The 17,227-nt window shown below is 73.7% G+C and carries 14 protein-coding genes; 4 read left to right on the top strand and 10 right to left on the bottom strand.

Annotation, left to right across the window (positions count from 1 at the left end; genetic code table 11):
- Positions 1-7 precede the first annotated feature (7 nt).
- Both ADK64_RS25400 and ADK64_RS25405 read left to right on the top strand, forming a co-directional pair.
- Positions 8-1,183 carry a hypothetical protein gene (locus ADK64_RS25400; RefSeq protein ID WP_053662267.1) on the top strand — a complete coding sequence of 392 codons (1,176 nt, stop codon included), beginning with the start codon at positions 8-10 and terminating at the stop codon, positions 1,181-1,183.
- A complete protein-coding gene (locus ADK64_RS25405; RefSeq protein ID WP_053662269.1) occupies positions 1,180-1,713 on the top strand; it encodes a hypothetical protein in 534 nt (177 codons plus the stop codon). The genes ADK64_RS25400 and ADK64_RS25405 overlap by 4 nt, the downstream gene beginning before the upstream one ends.
- Positions 1,714-1,727: 14 nt before the next feature.
- On the opposite strand, the gene ADK64_RS25410 is transcribed toward ADK64_RS25405, so the two are convergent.
- The 6 genes from ADK64_RS25410 to ADK64_RS25430 all read right to left on the bottom strand — a co-directional run bounded on the left by ADK64_RS25410 (position 1,728) and on the right by ADK64_RS25430 (position 10,829).
- Entirely contained in the window at positions 1,728-2,537 is an 810-nt protein-coding gene (locus ADK64_RS25410) for a LytR/AlgR family response regulator transcription factor (RefSeq protein WP_053662271.1), read from the bottom strand.
- A gap of 88 nt (positions 2,538-2,625) precedes the next feature.
- On the bottom strand, positions 2,626-4,992 hold the full coding sequence (locus ADK64_RS25415) for a glycoside hydrolase family 65 protein (RefSeq protein ID WP_053662788.1): 2,367 nt from the start codon (positions 4,990-4,992) through the stop codon (positions 2,626-2,628).
- The gene (locus tag ADK64_RS46105) at positions 4,989-5,147 is read right to left on the bottom strand and encodes a hypothetical protein (protein ID WP_159046328.1); all 159 of its coding nucleotides are present in this window, start codon (positions 5,145-5,147) and stop codon (positions 4,989-4,991) included. The genes ADK64_RS25415 and ADK64_RS46105 overlap by 4 nt, the downstream gene beginning before the upstream one ends.
- 63 nt (positions 5,148-5,210) lie before the next feature.
- Entirely contained in the window at positions 5,211-7,403 is a 2,193-nt protein-coding gene (locus ADK64_RS25420; protein ID WP_053662273.1) for an RICIN domain-containing protein, read from the bottom strand.
- A gap of 24 nt (positions 7,404-7,427) precedes the next feature.
- Complete coding sequence (locus tag ADK64_RS25425) at positions 7,428-8,786, bottom strand: lectin (RefSeq protein ID WP_053662274.1); 1,359 nt, start codon at positions 8,784-8,786, stop codon at positions 7,428-7,430.
- 165 nt (positions 8,787-8,951) lie between these two features.
- Complete coding sequence (locus ADK64_RS25430; RefSeq protein WP_053662276.1) at positions 8,952-10,829, bottom strand: ABC transporter ATP-binding protein; 1,878 nt, start codon at positions 10,827-10,829, stop codon at positions 8,952-8,954.
- A gap of 195 nt (positions 10,830-11,024) precedes the next feature.
- On the opposite strand from ADK64_RS25430, the gene ADK64_RS25435 reads away from it, so the two are divergent.
- Both ADK64_RS25435 and ADK64_RS25440 read left to right on the top strand, forming a co-directional pair.
- Complete coding sequence (locus ADK64_RS25435; RefSeq protein ID WP_234384699.1) at positions 11,025-12,008, top strand: lysylphosphatidylglycerol synthase transmembrane domain-containing protein; 984 nt, start codon at positions 11,025-11,027, stop codon at positions 12,006-12,008.
- A 39-nt stretch (positions 12,009-12,047) separates the two neighbouring features.
- Entirely contained in the window at positions 12,048-12,812 is a 765-nt protein-coding gene (locus tag ADK64_RS25440; protein ID WP_053662278.1) for a crotonase/enoyl-CoA hydratase family protein, read from the top strand.
- Positions 12,813-12,824: 12 nt separating this feature from the next.
- On the opposite strand, the gene ADK64_RS25445 is transcribed toward ADK64_RS25440, so the two are convergent.
- The 4 genes from ADK64_RS25445 to ADK64_RS25460 are packed head-to-tail and all read right to left on the bottom strand — an operon-like array spanning position 12,825 to position 17,169.
- Positions 12,825-12,986 carry a hypothetical protein gene (locus ADK64_RS25445; RefSeq protein WP_159046329.1) on the bottom strand — a complete coding sequence of 54 codons (162 nt, stop codon included), beginning with the start codon at positions 12,984-12,986 and terminating at the stop codon, positions 12,825-12,827.
- 39 nt (positions 12,987-13,025) lie between these two features.
- The gene (locus ADK64_RS25450) at positions 13,026-14,327 is read right to left on the bottom strand and encodes an NAD(P)/FAD-dependent oxidoreductase (protein WP_053662282.1); all 1,302 of its coding nucleotides are present in this window, start codon (positions 14,325-14,327) and stop codon (positions 13,026-13,028) included.
- Entirely contained in the window at positions 14,324-15,742 is a 1,419-nt protein-coding gene (locus ADK64_RS25455) for an FAD-dependent oxidoreductase (protein ID WP_053662284.1), read from the bottom strand. The genes ADK64_RS25450 and ADK64_RS25455 overlap by 4 nt, the downstream gene beginning before the upstream one ends.
- Positions 15,739-17,169: an FGGY family carbohydrate kinase gene (locus tag ADK64_RS25460; protein WP_053662286.1), complete on the bottom strand. Its 1,431-nt coding sequence runs from the start codon at positions 17,167-17,169 to the stop codon at positions 15,739-15,741. The genes ADK64_RS25455 and ADK64_RS25460 overlap by 4 nt, the downstream gene beginning before the upstream one ends.
- Positions 17,170-17,227 lie beyond the last annotated feature (58 nt).

Below are 17,227 nucleotides of genomic sequence, written 5' to 3' on the forward strand. Positions count from 1 at the left end.
GCGCCGCATGACATCCACTGAAGAGGCAACGCCACCGCCCCCCGGGTCGGTTCCCGGGCAGCGCTCCGGCACCGACCCGGAACTCGACCAGATCGCCCGGCGGATCCGCGCCCTCGCCGACCGGGGCCGCGCCGACGGGTCCGACACCCGCGTCCTGAACCGTGTCGTCACAGACCTGGAGCGGGGCGGTGCCACGCTCGCCGGCACCGACCTGGTCAGCGCCTACCCGCCCGAGGTACTGCTCCCGGACGCCCCCGCGAAGGGCCGCGGCGCGCTGGAGGGCTGGCTCGGGGTCGCACGTGACGTGCTGGTCTTCGCACCCATCGCGCTCACCTGGTGGCGGCTGCGCGGCGCCCTCGACGCCTACGAGGCGACCCGCAGCGAGGACCCCTTCCTGCTCGGCTGGGCCCGTGGCTTCCCGCAGGGCCACCCGGCCGAGGCGACCACCGTGACGCTGGGCACCTCCGCGCTCCATGTCACCCTGCTCATCCTGGTCGTCGTCGCTCTGACCCTGGCGCTGCACGCCCTGCAGCGCAGCCGGGAGCGGCATCTGTCCCGGGAGGAGGAGCGCGGGCGGCTCGGCGCCGAGCTCGCCCTGGCCACGTTCCTGCTGGCCACGCCCGCGCGGCCGGCCGGCAAGCCGCTGGACAGCCGCAGTGCGGACCGGCTGGCCGCCCAGCTCAACGCCGGTACGCAGCAACTGGAATCGGCGCTGCGCCGCACCTCCGAAGAGATCACGGCCGTTCTGGAGACCGGGCCCGGCAGCCGGATCCAGACCGCGCTGGACGGCTGGACGAAGACCGTCGACGAGCTGACCCGGTTGATCCGGGCCCTCACCCCGCCCAGTGAGCTGGCCCAGGAGATGATCCGGATCCGGGAGCAGACCGCCGAGGACGAGGCGAAGCTGCGGGCCGCCATCGAGACGCTGGTGGCCGATCTGCGGCGGGCCCAGGAGGCGACCGGGCACGAGATCCACCGGCACGACGTAGCCGTCGCCGCGGTCCGTGAACTGGCCCGCAGTCTCGGCGAGACGCTGCTGGTCTTCACCGAGCGGACGGAGAACCTGGTCGACTCCACGCGGGGCATCTGGCAGCTGGTCGACCGGCTGGAGAGCCGTACCGGGCATCTGCCGTCCGGCGGCCTGGACAACGCCGATCCGCCGCCGTACCGGGGCCGGTCGTGAGCGGGCGGCCGGCGCGGGCCGCGGCCGGGCGCACCGTCCTGCTCGCCGGGTGGCTCTTCGCCGATCTGCTTCTGCTGCTGCTCGTGGTCGCGCTGGGCTCCCTGCCGCGCGAGCAGCGCGCGAGCGCGACCCCGTCGCCGAGCGGCTCGTCCCCCTCGCCGAGCGCCCAGCCTGCGGAGCGCGGGCTGGTGCTCAAACCGTGCAGCTTCACGGTGAAGACGGGCAGCGCCGGGTCCGTGCGGCAGCAGTTCGGCGCGCAGCTGCGCGGGGCCGGGGTGGCGGACCGCACGGCGGGTTTCGTGCTGTCCTTCGGTACGGCGCCGGATCCGGGGCCGGGCCAGGACGCGGCCAACAAGGTCAACTCGCAGATCACCGACGGTTTCTCCCGTTTCAGGCACGCGCCCAAGCGCGGTTACTGGAAGGGCGGCCCGTCCGGCAAGGTCAGGATCGACGTGTTCTTCCTCGCCGCGCCCGACGGCGACACGTCGTTCCCGAAGCGCTGCCACTCCTCGGACGACGCGGGCGGCTGACGGCCGCCCGCCGCTCAACGGGCCCGGCCCGCCGCGTGCCGGGCCAGCAGATCGCGCAGTTCCCTGGCGTTGCGCCGGCTCACGGCGAGGATCCGGTCGCCGACGCGGACGGTCACGTTGCCGCCGTCCAGGCGGAGTTCCTCGATCCGGCCGAGGGCGACGAGCCGGCTGCGGTGGATCCGCACGAAGCCGCGCTCGCGCCACTGTTCCTCCAGCGTGGACAGCGGGACGCGCACCAGGTGGCTGCCGTGCCGGGTGTGCAGCCGCGCGTAGTCGCCCTGTGCCTCGACGTAGGCGATGTCGGCGATGGCCACGAACCGGGTCACTCCGCCCAGCTCCACGGGGACGTGATCGGCGAGGCCGGGTGCCGGGCCGACGGGGGCGGTGGCGGTGGCCGGCCGCGGCCCCTGCCCGGCGCGGACCAGTTCGGCGACGCGGCGTACGGCCTCGGCGAAGCGTTCCTTGCGCAGGGGTTTGAGGAGGTAGTCGACGGCCTTGAGGTCGAAGGCGCGCACCGCGAAGTCGTCGTGGGCGGTGACGAAGACGATGAGCGGCGGAGCGGCGAACCCGCCCAGCAGGCGGGCGAGTTCGAGACCGTCGAGTCCGGGCATGTTGATGTCGAGGAAGACGACGTCGACCGCCCGGTGGGCGCCCGGTCCGTCCTCCATGGCCCGGCCGAGCCGGCGCAGCGCCTCGGTGGCCGTCGACGCGGGCAGCACACTGCCGACGCGCGGGTCCCGCCCCAGCAGGTACAGCAGCTCCTCGAGAGCGGGCTCCTCGTCGTCCACCGCAAGCACCCGCAAGGGGGTGTCGGCTGCGCTCATCTCCCCCGGCCTCTCTCTCCGTTCACCTACGTATCGTGGTCCCCTCGGCCGCCGCAGTCGAGATCGCGGTCGCACCGCGTGTGGCAGGTCAGTCCGGCAGGACCAGGCGGGCCGTCTCGCCCGGCTCCACCGGGATCACCCGGTCGTTAAGGCGGATGCCGATGGGTGAGCGGTCCGAGGAGGGTACGGCGATCTCCAGCAGGCCGCTGCGCAGGCGCAGGTGGACGCCCCAGTGGCCGTGGTAGCGCACGAAGAAGCCGTAGGAGGAGAGTTCGGGGAGCGGGACCGGGTCGAGGCTGAGGACGCCGCCGCGGGTCTCCAGGCCGGTCAGTCCGCGCTGGACGAGGTCGAGGGTGCCGGCCATCGCGCCGAGGTGGATGCCCTCGCCGGTGGTGCCGCCCTGGAGGTCGGCGATGTCTCCGCGCAGTGCCTCCTGCACGAAGGCCCAGGCGTCGGTGCGGCGGGCGCGGGCCAGGACCCAGCCGTGGACCAGTCCGCTCAGCGTGGAGCCGTGGCTGGTGCGGTGCAGGTAGTGGTCGACGGTGGCGGTCCAGGTGCGGTCGTCGAGGTGGTAGCCCAACCGTCGGAACAGGGAACGGAGTTCGGAGGCCGAGAAGAGGTAGCCGAGCATGAGTACGTCGGCCTGTTTGGACGCCTTGTACCGGTTGACGGTGTCGCCCTCCGCCTCCAGGATCCGGTCCAGGCGCCGGATGTCGTCGTACCGCTTGCGATAGCCGTCCCAGTCCAGCTCGGCGAGGTCGCCGTAGCCCTCGAACTGGCTGATCACCCCGTCGTGGAAGGGGATGCGGAGGGTGTGGGAGACCTCCTCCCAGCGGGTGGGCTCGTCCCGCTCCAGGCCGATGCCGTCGGTGAGTTCGCGGCGGCGCGGTTCGGGCAGGGCGTTCAGCAGCTCCAGGGCGCGGGCGAGCACCCAGGTGGCGGTGACGTTGGTGTACGCGTTGTCGTCGAGGCCGGGTGCGGCCGCGCCGGGGTAGGCGTCGTGGTACTCGTCGGGGCCGACCACGCCGCGGATGCGGTGCCGGCCGAGGCGGGGGTCGTAGGTGGCCGAGTCCGCCCAGAAGCGGGCGATGTGCAGAAGCATCTCGGCGCCCTCGCCGTACAGGAAGTCGGTGTCGCCGGTGGCTTCGTAGTAGTGCCAGACGTTGTAGGCCACCGCCGAGCCGACGTGGTGCTGGAGCCGGGAGTGGTCCGGCAGCCAGCGGCCGGAGCGGGGGTTGAGGTGGAGCTGCTGGGTCTCCTCGCGGCCGTCGCTGCCGCTCTGCCAGGGGTAGAGCGCGCCGCGCCGGCCGAGTTCGTGCGCCGCGTGCCGGGCGGCGTCCAGGCGGCGGTGCCGGTAGCGGAGCAGGGCGCGGGAGACCTCGGGGAGATGGAGGTTGAGGTAGGGCAGGACGAAGAGTTCGTCCCAGAAGACATGGCCGCGGTAGGCCTCGCCGTGCAGTCCGCGCGCGGGGACGCCGGCGTCGAGGTCGGCGGTGTGCGGGGAGAGGGTCTGGAGCAGGTGGAACAGGTGCAGGCGCAGGATGCTGCCGGCCTCGCCGGGGACCTCCGGCGCGGTGCGCCGCCACAGCTGCTCCCAGGCCGCGGCGTGTGTCTCGGACAGCTCGTCGAAGCCGGGGGCGGCGGCGACGCGCTCTACGGCCGCGTGCAGGGGGTCGCCGATGGCGGGGTCGCGGGAGGTGTGCAGGGCGACGGTCTTGTCGACGGTGACGGTACGGCCGGGCGTGAGGCGCAGGCGCACGCGCTGTACGGCGCGGTGGGCCTCGTTCACGTGGGTGACCGGCGCCTCGGTGGTCAGCCGGTGGGCCAGTCCGAAGCGGATGTCGGAGGTGCGGGTACGGCAGCGCAGCCACACCGTGCCGGGTGCGGCGGTGCCGGTGTGGAAGCGCGTGAGGTGCCGGCCGGCCAGGTCCCGGTAGCGGGCGACGCCGGAGTTGGTGACGCTGCCGTCGAGCGCGGCCTCGGCCTCCAGGTCGAGGGGGCGGCCCTCGGCGGTGAACTCCGTGCGCAGGGCGGCGAGATGGGGGTCGGCCAGGTGGACGAGGCGCAGCTGGCGCACATGGAGGGTGCCGCCGGGGAGGTCGTAGCGGGTACGGCGTTCCAGCAGGCCGGGGTCGAGGTGGAGGATCTGGTGGTGCTCGGTGACGGGGGCGGTATCCGGGGTGAGCCAGTCACCGCCCGCGGGGCGGAACCGCAGCGGCAGCCAGTTGGGCAGGTTGACCATGTCCTCGTTCTCGACCCGCCGTCCGGCGACCTCGGAGGTGAGCCGGTCGTAGCAGCCGGCCGCGTAGGTGCCCGGGTAGTGCGTGTCGTCCGCGGTGCACTCCGGCAGCGCGCCGCGGGTGGCGAAGTATCCGTTGCCGAGGGTGCACAGGGACTCCCGCAGCCGCTCCTCCACCGGCCGGTAGCCGTCGTACTCCCAGGTCGGTCCGGTCACCGCCACCCCTCGGGCAGCGGGCGGCCGAGGAGCCGGCCGCCCGGACCGTCGAACGTGTGAGCGAGTTCGGGTCGGGCCGTCGCGCCGCCCTCGTCGGACGTGCGCACGACGGCCCGCCCCCCGTCCCCTCGGGCCGTGCGGGTGTGCGGCTCCATGGGGTGATTGTGCAGCGGCGGCGCCCGGTGGCGTCCCCGGATTAGGCCGGACGGGGGATGCCGTCAGGGATAGCTGACCAGGTCCGCCACGTTCGACGACGCGTTCGAGGGCCCTCCCTTGGTGTTGATGACGTGACTGATGGTGCCGGTGCCGCCGAGGGAGACCGTCACCATGTCGGTGAAGCGGACGTCCGGGCGGTCCGGCACCGCGAAGGCCCGGTCGGCCGTCACGCTGGGGTCGGCGTTGAAGTAGCAGTAGCTGCCGAGGCCGTACGCCTGATGGCTGGTGACGGAGTCGGCGACCTTGTAGGCCGCGTAGCCGCGGGTGGAGCCGTCCATCCAGGCGGACTGGTCCGGCGGGTCGTACGGCATCTCGTTCTGGAAGAAGTAGGTGCGGCCGCCGTTGCCGTTCCAGACCACCTGGTCCTTCTGGAAGTGTTCGACGAACAGGCCGTACATCGTCACGTCGTTCCCGTTCACGACGAGTCCGGTGTCGGCGGTGTTGCTGGTCCAGCCGACGCCGCTGCCGTGGTCGGCGCGCCAGATCCACATGTGGTCGCCGATGACGTTGCCGCTGTTGACGACGAGGCTGGTGGCCGCCTTGCCGACGCCCGCGCCGCCGACGCGGAAGTAGACGTCGTGCAGGGAGGTCGGGTCGGCCGCGTGGGAGGCGGAGGAGCCGGCCGGCCCGACCTCGAGCAGGGTCTTCGAGCTGGTGGTGCCGGCGTCGAAGAGCAGGCCCGCGATGTCGACGCCGTCGACGTCGGCGACGGACATCGCGGTGATGCCGTTGTCGGGGACGAAGGTGGCGAGCCCGAGGCCGAGGACGACCGTGTCGGGGCGGGTCACCTGCAGGGTCTGGTCGAGGTGGTAGACGCCGGGGGTGACGAGCAGGTTCTGGCCCGCGGCGAGGGCCGCGTTGATCTGCGCGGCGGTGGCGCCCGGCTTGACGACGTAGAACCGGCTCAGCGGCAGCGAGCTGCCGGCCGGGCTGCCGTTGCCCCAGCTGGTGGCCGTGGAGTTCGTGCGCACGGAAGGCACGAACACCTGGTAGTTCCCGGCGCCGTCGACGTACAGGAACGGCTTCTCGCGGGTGACCGGGCTCTGCGCGACGGTCGTGTACGGCGGGTTCGGGAAGCTGGTGGCGGGCACGCCCTGGCTGCCGACGAAGACCATGTTCCAGTTGCTGCCCGTCCAGCTGCCGAGCTGCGAGTTACGGGTCAGCCACTGCTGCTGGGAGCCGGAGTTGACCTGTCCGTCGACCTTGCTGTCCGCGAGATAGCCGCCGCTGGACCAGCCGCCGTCGTCCAGGGCGAGGTTGCCGCGCAGATGCATCCGGCGGTACGGCGCCGCCTGCGAGACCGCCCAGCGGTCGCCGCCGTTCGCGGGATTGACGGACAGGTTCTCGGCGCCGCGCCAGAAGTTCTGGGTGGCGTTGCCCTGGAACCAGTCGGCCTCGGCGTGCACGGCGCCGTTGACCGAGACCGCGTCCGGGGTCAGGCCGAGGCCGAGCACCTGGGTGTAGAAGCCGACGTTGACGTCCGCGCTGTAGGCGCCGGGCTTGAACAGCACGGCGTAGCGCTGGGCGCCGAACTGGTTGGTCTCCTGCTGCTTGAAGATCGCGTCCAGCTTGCCCTGGATGGTGGCGGACGACATCGACGGGTCGAAGACGACGACGTTCGGGCCGAGGTCGGGATCGCCCGTCGACTGGGTCACGGGGACCACCTGGAAGCGCTGGGCGGCGGTGCCGTTGCAGGCGTACTGGACGAACCCCGTGCTGTCGGCGAGCGAGGCGCCCGGATCGTCCAGGCACTTGCCGCTGTTGCGGTTGACGAAGTGGAAGGCGCCGCCGCCGTCGTCCACCGGCTGCCATTGCTGGTTGGCGCCGCCGCCGTAACTCCACAGCTGGATCGGCGCGTTGTCGGCGGTGGAGACGTCGGTGACGTCCAGGGCCTCGCTGGTGTCGTTGCGGTTGTCGAGGTGGACGTAGCCGTTGCCGGCGTCGGTGAGGCTCCACTGCTGGGCGGTGGTGCCGTTGCACGCGTACTGCTGCACGACGGTGCCGTTCGCGGTGGCCGCGCCCTTGGCGTCCAGGCACTTGCCGCTCGCGGCGTTGATGACGGTGGCGAAGCCGGTGGGCAGGGCACCGGTCTGCGCGCGGGCGGCGTGCGCGGGCGCGGCGGTGAGCAGCGCGGCGGCGGTCGCGGCGACCAGGGCGAGTGCCGTGGCTCCACGGCGGCGGGAGGGCGGATGCACGGGAGTTCTCCTCGGGGGCCGGGGTCAGCCGGTGTAGCCGGCGAAGACGCGGGTGTAGTCCCAGTCGGACTGGCTCACGCCGGAGCAGCTGTCGGCGGGGCCGCCGGTGCACGGGCGGTCGCGGTTGGCGGACCAGAAGGTGAGCCGGGCGAGGTGGTGCGCCTGTGCGTAGGCGAGGATGGTGCGGAAGTCGTTCACCGTGACGGTCTCGCTGTTGTCGGTGATGCCGTTCATGGACGAGATGCCCATGTCCCGGTAGGCCTGGTCGTCGCTGTAGCCGTACGCGTTCTTCAGGGCGTTCTTCAGGCCCTCTGCGGCCTGGGTGGTGAGGTTGCCCATGTTCTGTCCGGCGCCGCCGAAGTCGAACGGCATGATGGCCCAGGCGTCCACGGTCAGCCCGGACGCGGCGGCCCGGTTGATCAGGCTGGTGTCGGGGCCGGACTGCCCGGTGCCGATGGTGACGTACACCTTCAGACCGGGGTTGTTCGCCTTCACGGTCTTCAGCGCGTCCACGGTCCGCTGCTGCACGGTCGCGTTGCTGTAGGCGTCGGCCTCGATGTCGATGTCGATCGCCTTCAGACCGTAGGCGTCGATCACCTTCTGGTAGGCGGCGGCGAGTTCACCCGCGCTGGAGCAGGAGCTCTCCAGCTTGTTGCCGCTGTAGCCGCCGAAGGACGGGATCACGTCACCGCCGTTCGCCCGCACCGTGTTGACCGTCTGCTGGTCCACGCCGCCGGTCAGCGGGCGGCTGCCGTCCCACTGCGGGTCGCAGTAGCCGTTGCTGAGCACGAAGGCGAGGGTGAACCACTTCACGCCGGTGGCCTGGGTGATGGTGCTCGGGTTCGGCGGGCTGCCCCAGCCGTTGTACAGGTACGGTGCGACGGCCATCGGCGCGGACGGGGTGGTGCCGCCGTCCGCCGCGGGCGCGGTCCACTTCTGGTTCGCGGTGCCGCCGCAGCTCCAGATCTGAGCGCGGGTGCCGTTGGCGGAGTTGTTGTCGGTGACGTCCAGGCACTTGTTCGCCTGCGGGTTGACGATGTCGTGGGCGGCGGTGACGGTCCACTTCTGGTTCGCGCCGCCGGTACAGGACCACAGCTGGACCTTGGCCCCGTCGGCGGTCGAGTTGCCCGTCACGTCCAGGCACTTGCCGAGGGCGCGGATCGTGCCGTCAGCACCGACGGTCCACTGCTGGGCGCCGGTGCCGTTGCAGTCGTAGAGCTGGACGGGCGTGCCGTCGGCGGAGTTCGCCCCGGCGACGTCGAGGCACTTGCCGGCGAGGCCGGTGATGGTGCCGGTGGCGGCCTGGGCGGGGGAGGCGGTGAGCAGTCCGGCGGAGAGCGCGAGTACGGCGACGGAGACTGCCGTGGGGAGAGTTCTGGCCATGGGCGGGGGCGGCCTTTCGCGTGGGGGTGCCGAGCGCGGCCCAACACCGGGGTGACGCTTGGGTGTCGAGCGCATCCGGAGTCTTTGTTTAAGGCGTGAAGTTAAAGGTCCGGACCATCGGCGTCAAGGGGTGGGCGACGCCCACCCCGCGACCGCCCCCGTTTGTCAGGCCGTCGTCACCTCGCCGTCGCGCCGGGCGAACTGGGTGCGGTGCAGCTCGGCGTACCGGCCGTCCGCCGCCAGCAGTTCCTCGTGCGTGCCCCGTTCCGCGATCCGGCCGGACTCCACGACCAGGATCTGGTCGGCCGCCCGGACCGTGGACAGACGGTGGGCGATGACCACGGCGGTGCGGCCTTCCAGCGCCTCGGCGAGCGCTTCCTGGACGGCCGCCTCGGAGGTGTTGTCCAGGTGGGCGGTGGCCTCGTCCAGGATGACCACGCGCTGGCGGGCCAGCAGCAGCCGGGCGATCGTCATGCGCTGGCGCTCACCGCCGGACAGCCGGTAGCCGCGCTCGCCGACGACCGTGTCCAGACCGTCGGGCAGGGACCGTACGACACCGTCCAGGCGGGCGCGGCCGAGGGCGTCCCAGAGGTCCTCGTCCGTGGCGTCCGGGCGGGCCAGCAGCAGGTTGGCGCGGACACTGTCGTGGAAGAGGTGGCCGTCCTGGGTGACCATGCCGAGGGTGGCCCGCAGGGAGGCCGCGGTCAGGTCGCGGACGTCGGCCCCGCCGATGCGGACCGCGCCGGCGTCGACGTCGTACAGGCGCGGCAGCAGCTGGGCGATGGTGGACTTGCCGGCGCCGGAGGAACCGACGAGGGCGATGGTCTGGCCGGGTTCGGCACGGAAGGAGATGCCGTGCAGGACCTCGGAGCCGCCGCGGGTGTCGAGGGCCGCGACCTCCTCCAGGGAGGCGAGGGAGACCTGGTCGGCGGCCGGGTAGGAGAACCGGACGTCCTCGAACTCGACGGCCACCGGGCCCTCGGGGACCTCACGGGCGTCCGGCTTCTCCTCGATGAGCGGCTTCAGGTCCAGCACCTCGAAGACCCGCTCGAAGCTGACGAGGGCGCTCATCACCTCCACGCGGGCGCCGGCGAGCGCGGTGAGCGGGGCATACATCCGGGTCAGCAGCAGGGAGAGGGAGACGACCGCGCCCGCCTGGAGGGTGCCGTGCAGCGCGAACCAGCCGCCGAGGCCGTAGACGAGGGCCAGCGCGAGCGCGGAGACCAGGGTGAGGGAGGTGATGAACACCGACTGCGCGGTGGCCGTACGCACCCCGATGTCCCGGACGCGGGCGGCGCGGGCCGCGAACTCCGCGGACTCCTCCTCGGGGCGGCCGAACAGCTTGACCAGGGTGGCGCCGGGGGCGGAGAACCGCTCGGTCATCCGGGTGCCCATGGCCGCGTTCAGCGCCGCCGCCTCCCGCTGCATCCGGGCCATCCGGCTGCCCATGCGGCGCGCGGGCAGGACGAACACCGGCAGCAGCACCAGCGCGAGCAGCGTGATCTGCCAGGACAGGGTCAGCATCACCGCGAGCGTGAGCACCAGCGTGACCAGGTTGCTCACCACGCCCGACAGGGTGTTGGCGAAGGCCCGCTGGGCGCCGATGACGTCGTTGTTGAGTCGGCTCACCAGCGCGCCCGTACGAGTCCGTGTGAAGAACGCGACCGGCATGCGCTGCACATGATCGAACACAGCCGTTCTGAGGTCGAGGATGAGTCCCTCCCCGAGCGACGACGACAGCCGTCGCCCGAGGATGCCGAGCCCTGCCTCAGCCAGCGCCACCAGCGCGATGAGCAGGGACAGCCGCACCACTTTCGCGGAGTCGTGCCCCGCCACGATCGCGTCGACGACGCGGCCGGCGAGCACGGGGGTCGCGACGGCGAGCAGGGCGGTCACCACCCCGAACAAGACGAACCGGACGATGCCCGCGCGGTGCGGACGGGCGAAGGCGGCGATACGGCGCAACGTGGCGCGGGCGAAGGGACGGCGCTCGTCCTGGGCGTTCATGACGCTGTGCAGCTGCGTCCATGCGGTGGTCTCCATGCTCATGCACAAGAACGTAGAACCTCAAGCTTCGTTGAGGTCAATGTCCGCTGCTTTTCACCCCCACCGGCACCCCCGCCCCCGTCCCCTCCCCCGAAGGCCCCGATGACCACCGTCTGCAAGCCGCCGTCCTGTAAGACGCCGTCCCCGAATCCGCCACCCGCCGTTGAGACGGTGCGGAAAACCTCTCCAGGTGTGACCGCGGTACCTCTCCTCCACCTTCGCGACGGACGCCTCCTGAGGCTCGCCCGGCGCCTCCCCGTGCGGCGGATCCTGTGTCTGCTTCCGCTCCTGCTCGTCGCGATCGTGGCGGTGGAGAACCGGTCGGTGCTCGCCGAGGGCTTCGGCCAGCTGCGCACCGCCTCGTGGCCCTGGCTGCTGGCGGCGGGCGGCGCCACCTGTTTGACCTGGGTGGCCGCCGCCTTCACCCGGCAGGGCGCCGTCATCCAGCCGCTTCCCCGGTGGCGGCTGCTGGCCACGCAGTTCGCGGCGGGCTCGGCGAACCATCTGCTGCCGACCGGGCTCGGTGCCGGCGCGGTCAATCTGCGGTTCATGACCGTGTGCGGGGTGCCGCTCGCCCGCTCCTCAGCCGCTCTCGCGCTGTATCTGCTCGCCGAGTCGGTGGGCCGGCTGAGCCTGCTGGCCGCGCTGCTGCTGGCCTTCCCCGACGCGCTGCGCCTCGGCACGCTGATCCCCGCCGGGGCGGTCGGCCCGCTGCTGACGATCGCGGGCGCGGTGCTGGTGGTGGCGGTGGCCGCGCTGACCCTCGTACGGCGGCTGCGCGCGCCTCTGCTCGGCTTCGTCCGCGCGGCCCTGGGCGAGGCCCGCTCGGTGCACACGCGTCCGGCCCGGGCACTCGCGCTGTGGGGCGGCTCGCTCGCCTTCCCGGCGCTCCAGGCCGCCGGTCTGGTCGCGGTCGGGCGGGCGCTGGGGCTGCCGGTGCCGCCGGCGCACACGGCCCTGGCGTATCTCGCCGCGACGGTCGCGGTGGCGCTGGTGCCCACACCGGGCGGCATCGGCTCCGTCGAGGCCGCGCTGATCGTGGCGCTGGTGGCGGCGGGCGGCCCGGTGGCGGTGGCCACGGCGGTGGTGCTCGCCTACCGCATCATCACCGTGTGGGTGCCGCTGGTGCCGGGGGCGCTGACGCTGGGGGCGCTGGTGCGGCTGAAGGTCATCTGAGGCAGAGTGGCCCTCCCAGCCGAGTCAAGGGAGTTCGCCGTGCCGGTCCGTGTGGAGCGCAAGGAGTACGTCACCACGGTCGTGCTGTCCCGGCCCGAGGCCCGCAACGCGGTCGACGGTCCCACGGCCGCCGGACTCAGCCGTGCCTTCCGGGAGTTCGAGGCCGACGAGGGCGCCCGGGTGGCGGTGCTGTGGGGTGAGGGCGGCACGTTCTGCGCGGGCGCGGACCTGAAGGCGATCGGTACCGAGCGCGGCAATCGCGTGGCCGAGGACGGCGACGGCCCGATGGGGCCGACCCGGATGCGGCTGTCCAAGCCGGTGATCGCGGCGGTGGCCGGGCACGCGGTCGCGGGCGGCCTCGAACTCGCCCTGTGGTGCGATCTGCGGGTCGCGGAGGAGGACGCCGTCTTCGGCGTGTTCTGCCGCCGCTGGGGCGTACCCCTGATCGACGGCGGCACGGTACGGCTGCCCCGGCTGATCGGCACGAGCCGGGCCATGGACCTGATCCTGACCGGCCGCCCGGTCCCGGCCCGGGAGGCGTACGAGATGGGGCTCGCCAACCGCGTGGTGCCCACGGGTCACTCCCGCGCCGAGGCCGAGGCGCTCGCCGCGGACATCGCCCGCTTCCCGCAGGCCTGTCTGCGCAGTGACCGGGCCTCGCTCCTGGACCAGCAGGGCCTGGACGAGGCGTCGGCACTGACCGCCGAACTCCGCCACGGAAGGGGCGTGCTGGCGCAGGGCACGGAGGGGGCCGCCCGGTTCGCCTCGGGCGCGGGGCGGCACGGCTCGTTCAGCGGGATGTGAGCGGGCGGCAGCTCACTCCTCGGCCGGTCCGGCGTAGGCGCGCAGGGGTTGGCGCGGTGCGGGCAGGCCCCAGGACCGGACGATCGCCCGGAGGTTCGTCCACCGCCAGGTCTTCGCGTCGAGTCCGGCCGGTGTCCGCACCAGCTCCGTCCGCGGAGGGTTCGTGTCCGTCACCGGCCCCACGGTGCCGGACGGCACTGACCACCGGCCCGCTCAATCCGCGCTCACCCGCACCGCGCCGCCCCCGGGGTCGACGCGGTCGTGCCAGCGGGCGGTGAGGGTGAGGGTGCGGTTCGGCAGGGCCGTGCCCGGGCCGAGCCGTTCGCGGTGCAGCAGGCGGCCGTCCTGGCGGACGGACAGGACGGGCCGGCGCAGCGGGGCGGCGGTGCGCAGGACGTACGCCCCGGGCCGGGCCGCCGGGGCGATGCGGTTCGGCGCGATCCAGCGCAGCGGCGCCTCGACGGCGAGCGGTACTCCGGGGCCGGGCCAGGGGGCACCCGCCAGGAGGGCGAGCACGGACCCGGCCGCCCGGGCACCCTCGCGGGCCGCCACGCCGGCGGGTTCGACGGCGTGCAGGACGTTCCCGGCGGCGAAGACCCGGGGGCGCGAGGTGTGCAGGCAGGCGTCGACCGCGGGGCCGCGCGTGCCGGGGTCCAGGGCGAGGGCGCCCCGGCGGGCGAGTTCGTGGTCCGGGACGAAGTCACCGGTGAACACGACGGTGTCGCAGGCCAGTACGGTCGTACGGCCGTCGCGGTGGCGGACGCGGACCCCGGACAGGCGGCCACGGCCGAGGAGTTCGGCGACCGTGGTGTTCGTGAGCAGCGGGGCGCGGCGGCGCAGGCGGGCCGACTGGACCTGGTGGAACGGGACTTGGGCGCGGGACTCTTCCGTGACCAGGGCCACCACCCGTGCCCCGGCCGCGCGCACGGTGTCGGCCGCCGCGTAGGAGACGTCCTCGGCGCCGACGACGACCGCGCGGTGACCGATGCGCTGCCCGAACAGATGGACGGCCTGCTGGAGTTCACCCGTGGTGTAGACCCCGGCGGGGCGGGTGCCGGGCACCAGCCGGGCCGGGCGCGGACGTTCCCGGGCGCCGGTGGCCAGGACGACCGACCGCGCCTCGATGATCTCGGGCCCGCCGGGGCCGACGGCGGTGAGCACCGGCCTCGGGCCGCCACCGCCACCGGTCGCGCCCCAGTCCAGGACGCTCACCCCGGTCCGGATCACGGCGCCCGCCCGATCGGCCGCCTCGGCCAGCGCGCGGGCGTACTCGGGACCGGTCCGCGGGTGGGCGCGGGTGCCGAAGCCGCCGTGGGCGCAGTGCCGGGGCACTCCCCCGGCCTCCTGCTCACGCTCCAGCACCTCCACCCGGCCCGCTCCGGAGGCGGCCAGCCGGGCGGCGGCGACCAGGCCCGCGGGCCCCGCGCCGACGACCAGGACGTCGACCCGGCGCAGGGGCGGCCCCGATGCACCGCGGGCCCCGCCGGCACCCGGTGCGCCCCGCTCGACCGTCATGTCCGGCCCTCCTCCCTGTGCGCCGCCTCGAACAGCTCCCGCACCACGGCCCCGCAGTAGAACCCCTGGCAGCGCCCCGCCCGGGCCCGGGTGCGGCGGCGCATTCCCTCCAGGCCGCGCGGCGGGATCGGGCTCGCGAGGGCGTCGCGGATCTCGCCTCGGGAGACGCGTTCGCAGTGGCAGACCAGGGTGCCGTACCCGGGGTCGGCGGCGATGAGTTCGGGTCGCTGGTAGGGGCGCGGGGACGCCTCGCCGAGCTGAGGCATGGTCACCGGCTCCAGCTCCCGCACCGGGCCGGGGTCGAGTCCGGTGTCGGCCAGCAGGCCGGTGACATGGGCGGCGACGGCCAGGGACGCGGTCAGGCCGGTGGAGCGGATGCCGCCCACCGTGACGTACCCCTGCCCGGGGTGGACGGCGATGCGGTAGTCCTCCTGCCCGGTGGCCGCGCGCAGCCCGGCGTAGACGGCGGTAACCTCCTCCTCCACCAGGGCGGGCAGGACACGGCGGCCCTTGTCCCTGAGGCCGGCGAGGCCGTCGGCGGTGGAGCCGGTGGCCCGTTTGTCGTCCAGGTCCTCGGCGGTGGGGCCGAGCAGGACGTTGCCGTAGACGGTGGGCGCGACCAGGACGCCCTTGCCGAGCGCGGTCGGGACGGGCAGGAGGATGTGCCGTACGAGCGGGCGGGCGAGCTTGTCGTACACCAGGAGCTGGCCGCGGCGCGGGGTGACGGTGAAGTCCTCGTGGCCGAGCAGCCGGTCGAGGGTGTCGGCGTACAGACCCGCCGCGTTGACCAGCCGACGGGTGCGCAGGGGTCCGCGGGAGGTGTGCAGCCGATGGCCTTCCTCCCCCGAACCCACCTGTTCCACCTTGGCGTTGAGGTGCAGGTCGACTCCGGCGAGGACGGCCTGGGTAGCGTAGGCCAGGGTCGTCGTCCAGGGGCAGATGACGCTCTCGCCGGGGACGTGCAGGGCGCCGAGCGCGCCGGGGCCGAGGTGCGGTTCGCGGGCGTACAGCTCCTCGCGGCTCAGCGGGCGCGTCGCGTCGTAGCCGTTGCGCTCGGCCTTGCGGACCAGCCCGGGCAGGGCGGCGAGCTGCTCCTCGTCCCAGGCGACCAGCAGGGCGCCGACGCGTTCGACGGGGATGCCGGTCTCGGCGGCGTAGGCGCCCAGCCGCGCGTACCCCTCGCCGACCAGCCGGGCCTCCAGGGTGCCGGGGGCCGCGTCGAAACCGGTGTGCAGGATCGCGGTGTTGGCCTTGGAGGTGCCCTGGCCCACGTCGTCCTGGGCCTCCACCAGGGCGATGCGCAGCCGGGGGTGGCGGGCGAGTTCGCGGGCGATCGCGCAGCCGACGACGCCCGCTCCGACGATCGCCACGTCGTACGTCGCGGTGGGCAGCGGGCCTTGAGCGGTGACGGTCATGAGCCGAGCAGGGCCGTCACGGCGGTGCGGAAGCGGGCGCGGCGTTCCGCGGCCTGGCCGGCGCTGATGCGGGGCTCGTACACGGCGGCGGGCTTCCCCTCGGGCAGGGCCTGGTCGACGGTCAGGGAACGGTCCGCGCCCAGGCGGGCCAGGGCGGCGGCGCCCAGGGCGGTGGCGTCGGGCAGCGCGGACACCTCGACGGGGCGTTGCAGCAGGTCGGCCTGGGTCTGCATGAGGAGTGCGGAGCGGGTCAGGCCGCCGTCGGCGCGCAGCAGGTCCAGGCCGGCGCCGAGGTCGTCGGCGGCGGCGTCGGCGAGTTCGGCGACCTGGGCGGCGATGCCCTCGCACAGGGCGCGCACGAGGTGGCCGCGGGTGGTGTCGAGGCCGAGTCCGGTGAGCGAGCCGCGCAGATCTCCGCGCCACCAGGGGGCGGCGAGTCCGGCGAGGGCGGGGACGAAGGTGACGCCGCCGCTGTCCGGGACGGTGGCGCCCACCGGGTCGAGGTCGGCGGCCGAGGAGATGACGCCGAGGTCGGTGAGCCAGCGGACGGCGGAGGCGGCCGTGTAGACCTGGCCGTCGAGGCAGTAGCTGGTGGTGCCGGCGAGCCGCCAGGCGACGCAGCTGACCAGGCCGGAGGTGCCGCGCCGGGGGTGCTCGCCGGTGTGCGCGAGGAGGAACGCTCCGGTGCCGTAGGTGCACTTGGCGGCGCCGGGGCGGGTGACGCGCTGGGCGAGCAGGGCGGCCTGCTGGTCGACGGCCAGGCCGGTGAGCGGGATGTCGTGGCCGAACGCCGAGGTGGTGCCGATGAGCTCGGCGTTGTCGCTCACCCGTGGAAGCCGTTCGTCCGTCAGGCCGTACACCTCCAGCGCCCGCGGCGCCCACCGGGCGCTGTCCAGGTCGAGCAGCTGGGTGCGGCCGGCGGTGGCGGCGTCGGTGGCGCAGCTGCCGGTCAGGCGGTGGACCAGCCAGGCGTCGGAGGTGGTGACGAGGCCCTCGCGGGTACGGTGGCGGCGGATCCAGGCCATCTTGGGGGCGGCGAAGTACGGGTCGAGGGGCAACCCGGTCAGTCGCCGCAACTCATCGGCGTGGTCGGATAGTTCGGCGCACACGGTCTCGGCGCGCCGGTCCTGCCAGACCAGGGCGTCGGTGAGCGGGCGGCCGGTGTCCGGGTCCCAGGCGAGGACGGTCTCGCCCTGGTTGGCGAGGCCCAGTGCCACGACCGGCTCGCCCGCCTCGGCGAGCGCCTGGTGGCCTGCGGTGACGACCGAGTCGTACAGCTGGCGGGGGTCGACCTCGACCAGGCCGCCGGGCAGATGGCGGGGGCGGACCTCGGCGAACCCGGTGCCGAGGACACCGCGCTCCGGGCAGACCACGAGGGCCTTGGTGCCGGACGTGCCCTGGTCGACGGCGAGCACCGGCCCGGTCATCGCAGCACCCCTCCGCCCCTGTGGAAGATCACACCGCGTCAGCCTGCCGTCACGCCGC

Origin of the sequence: Streptomyces sp. MMG1121 (assembly GCF_001280015.1) — a bacterium.
Classification (GTDB): domain Bacteria; phylum Actinomycetota; class Actinomycetes; order Streptomycetales; family Streptomycetaceae; genus Streptomyces.